At 34.6% G+C, this 3542-nt stretch carries 3 protein-coding genes; all 3 read right to left on the reverse strand.

Annotated elements, in window-relative coordinates; all coding sequences use genetic code 11:
• Nucleotides 1-309: 309 nt before the first annotated feature.
• On the reverse strand, nt 310-2013 hold the full coding sequence (locus BMW61_RS21345) for an RNA polymerase sigma factor (protein WP_091826077.1): 1704 nt from the start codon (nt 2011-2013) through the stop codon (nt 310-312).
• A gap of 74 nt (nt 2014-2087) precedes the next feature.
• Nucleotides 2088-2795, reverse strand: a complete 708-nt coding sequence (locus BMW61_RS21350) for a hypothetical protein (protein ID WP_022762886.1) — start codon at nt 2793-2795, stop codon at nt 2088-2090.
• A 146-nt stretch (nt 2796-2941) separates the two neighbouring features.
• Nucleotides 2942-3542 (reverse strand): hypothetical protein (locus tag BMW61_RS21355; protein WP_207650213.1); only part of this gene is annotated, 601 nt, incomplete at its 5' end.

Raw genomic sequence — 3542 nt, forward strand, 5'->3', positions numbered from 1 at the left:
CCGTTTGGTTATTTTGGCTTGGACACCGTAAATAACTATATCACGAAGGAAATCCCCTTTTTCAATTAATCCTACAAAAACTTTACGCTAGCTTGCTTAATTTTGGAGCACCATGAGAAAAAGTAAATAAAATGCGGTTTCCGGCGTTTTGGTATACTTGTTTTGAAAAATCATGGGTACCAACTCCTCGAAAAAGCCTTCTTATTTACAAACGTTCATAAATTTTTCCCAGAATAAGCCAAAAATGTATACCAAAATGGAAAAAAGCCGCAAATATTTACTTTCATCATAGAGCCTGCCACATACTCTTTAGGAAGATTTATGCAGATAAACCTTTGTAATAGTTCCTTCGTCATTATCCGAAACAAATTGTATGGTATGGAAATCTTCTTTAGTGCTATCTGAAAATTTGATTATTATGTTCCTCAAAGTTTTATCAATATATGTAACCTCTCCATAGTGCCAATTTTCATCTCTTGTTTCAGATTCTACATATTGTACTGTCCCGTTTTGAAAGTCTACAGTTTCGTTGCGGAGAGTCAGCTCATAAAGATCTGGGTAAAGAGAATTAGTTACCTCTTCAATATTATTTCCAATGTAATCGCACATTATGTATTTGCCCACAGGCACATACGAACCGGAATTTAGTTTTATAGACTCATTTTCATCTCTGATATCTTGTATATAAATATACTCTTTTTCATCAGAATACTTCGTCCATAAAAATCGTTCTTCATTATCTTCAACTGTCAAGCTATCAAACGTTAAGCCACTTGTATTATTCACTATATTCTTTTCATACATACAGTTTTCATATAAAGGCGTCCACTCCTCTTCACTTCTTCCTGTAAGGAAGTAATCCTGCAAAAAATCTGATTTATGTTCCTTAATATCAACGCCATCATTATATTCCCATTTTGAAAAGCGCATATTCTCCGCCATCCAACTTTTTTTATGAGCAATATTTGCACCTGATACTGGTCCGTCATAGCTTTCCAATTGGTAGTTGCTGCCGTCATATTCGATATAATATTCAGGTTCTGCCTTAGCATTATACTGAGCTTCAATATCTTCCATATGTCCTAATATCTTTTCAAAGCTGAGATCTTCCAAGTCCATATCATAGACTTTAATATCCTGAATAAGTACAGATGGCTCTATTCTTACATCTACATAATTTGTAGCCCGATTATTATAAGCTATAGTTCCAGCCACCGCACCAACCACTACCGCAGTAGTCGTTGCGCCAGCTATAAACTTTGTTTTTGCAGAGAATACAGCAACTTTTTTCCCTATGCCACCAACTGCATGAGATGCTATAGCACTACTAAGCGACGCACTCATTGCTGGAACAGTAATATCGGCAGCAAATAGTTCCATCTCTTTTCTGAAAAAATAGAGCATAAATGGAGCAAAAGAATACAATTTTATCCCCTGCTTCTTCTCTACATCTCCAACCGCTTCTTTTATTTTTGCTTTGGCTCTGTTCAAATGTGACTTAACAGTATTTACCGGAATTCCAAGTTCTTCTGCTATTTCATCCTGTTTTTGTCCGTTATAGTAGAACCCAATAAGACAAGCTCTTTGGACATCCGTTAGACCATCAATCATTTCGCGAATCATCATGATCTTTTCACGATTATCAATTATATTCTCCGGTATGATATCCTCATCATCAGGCAAGTCATCAAAGAAATCGCAATCAGACTCATTTGCATCTTCAAGTACAAGAATATCCCTGTTCTTTTTCTTCAATAGAGCAAAGGCCTTTCGATTCGCTATTGTAGACGCCCATGAAAGAAAATCCTTAGGATTTTTCAGCTGTCCTATGCTTTTGTATATCTCCGTATATGTTTCCTGAAGGACATCTTTGGCTATTTCTTCATTTTTTACAATATGGATTACACAAGTGTAAAGATATTTATAACTATCTTCGTATATTTCGTTAAATGAATCTCTGTTGCCATTTTGCAATTCGCCAATAAGTTGCTGTAGTTCTTCACTTGTCTTCATCTGTTATTTCCCCACTGCATTAGCTAATAGTCTCCCCCTATGTAATCCTATACCTGCTTATATTTTTATGAATACTATTTAATTAAACTATATTCTCCGTAATATACGTTCTTTATAAACAAATAATATTTGCCTACATTATCACCCAGTGCTCCATAAAAAAAATCTTCGTATGGAACATTTTTTACGCATACAATTTTATCATTATCAAAATCTGAACTTGGAGATAAGTCAACCATTTTATATTCATTCCCTAATCCGATTTTCTCCATAGCTGCACTATTCCATAAAACTGCATATGTATCAATGTCTCCTTCAAACTCCAGTCTCAAATCCCCCGGGCTTGGAGCAGGCATTAAGCTAAGGCCATTTTTATTCTCATTAACGTATAGAACTAACATTTCATCACTTTTATGAAATTCATAGTCTGCTATAATATCCTGCCGCTTCGCATCATCAAGACTTAGTATATTTTTACCTGCATCCTGAAAATATGCGTTGCCATCAGTACAATTTCCATCAGTAATACCTTCTTTGGAATATAAAAAATGTACGATATAAGGCTTATACCCTTCAATATCCTTTAGTCCTATCTCAACTCCATCAACTTCTATTACATGATCATAATTCTCATTATTATCTGTCACATCGGTAGATAATGGCTCCTCTTTAGTCTCTTTAACATATTCCCGCAAAGGTGTTTCATCTTTTGAATTACCACACCCCATAACGGCAATTGCCACAATCACTATTATTATTGCTACTATTGATGTTCTTTTCATTTTCTATGTCCTCTCTTTCTGTTTAGATCTTTTGACCTTTACATTTATATAGAGAACGTATCTATTCAAAAAGTTGCAGATAATAAAAATATTTTTTCCATACTAATTACACCTTCATTTTCGTAATTCATCTCTAAAGGGTTATATCACTCTGCAACATACATGTCCACATATACATCACATTCTCCATCAGTAGATGAATAACAATTCATCCGCCATCTTTTTGTACTTGTTATTATTGTTTCTGCTTCATCGCTAAATGCACTAATTCCGTCTTCATCCATTCCTGTTCCAAGTTTTCCTATTACTGAATTTGGTGTCATTTCCGGACGATATCCTAATTCCGAACCATCACTATTAAAGTAGAAAAAGTAGCACCATTTTCCTGAAGCTGAATATATATTTGTCCCCGTCTCAACAATTTCTTTCACTTCAATTATCTTTGAAGCATTCATATTTTTATCAATTACGCTATCAAGATCAAAACTACCTGTTATATAGATTTCTCCTGAATCATTGTTTTCTTGTTCTGAATTGTCTGACTCGGAATTCTGTTCATCCGGATTCTCACTATCCGATTCTTCTGCTTCATCCGTTTCAGTAGTTGAATCATCAGCTGAATTCTGATTTTCATCATCATTCACATCTACAGTACTAGTAGATTGTAATTTAAATAAATAGACCAATATGCTATACTGATAATATAAAACCTTTGGAGGTGATTTCAGTATGGCAAAAGCGCAACCA

This window comes from Butyrivibrio sp. ob235, assembly GCF_900109475.1.
Taxonomy (GTDB): domain Bacteria; phylum Bacillota; class Clostridia; order Lachnospirales; family Lachnospiraceae; genus Butyrivibrio.

What these genes read in the sequence shown, in the direction of transcription:
- BMW61_RS21345 (WP_091826077.1), bottom strand. Translation starts at nt 2,013, where the DNA reads ATGAAGACAAGTGAAGAACTACAGCAACTTATTGGCGAATTGCAAAAT.
- BMW61_RS21350 (WP_022762886.1), bottom strand. Translation starts at nt 2,795, where the DNA reads ATGAAAAGAACATCAATAGTAGCAATAATAATAGTGATTGTGGCAATT.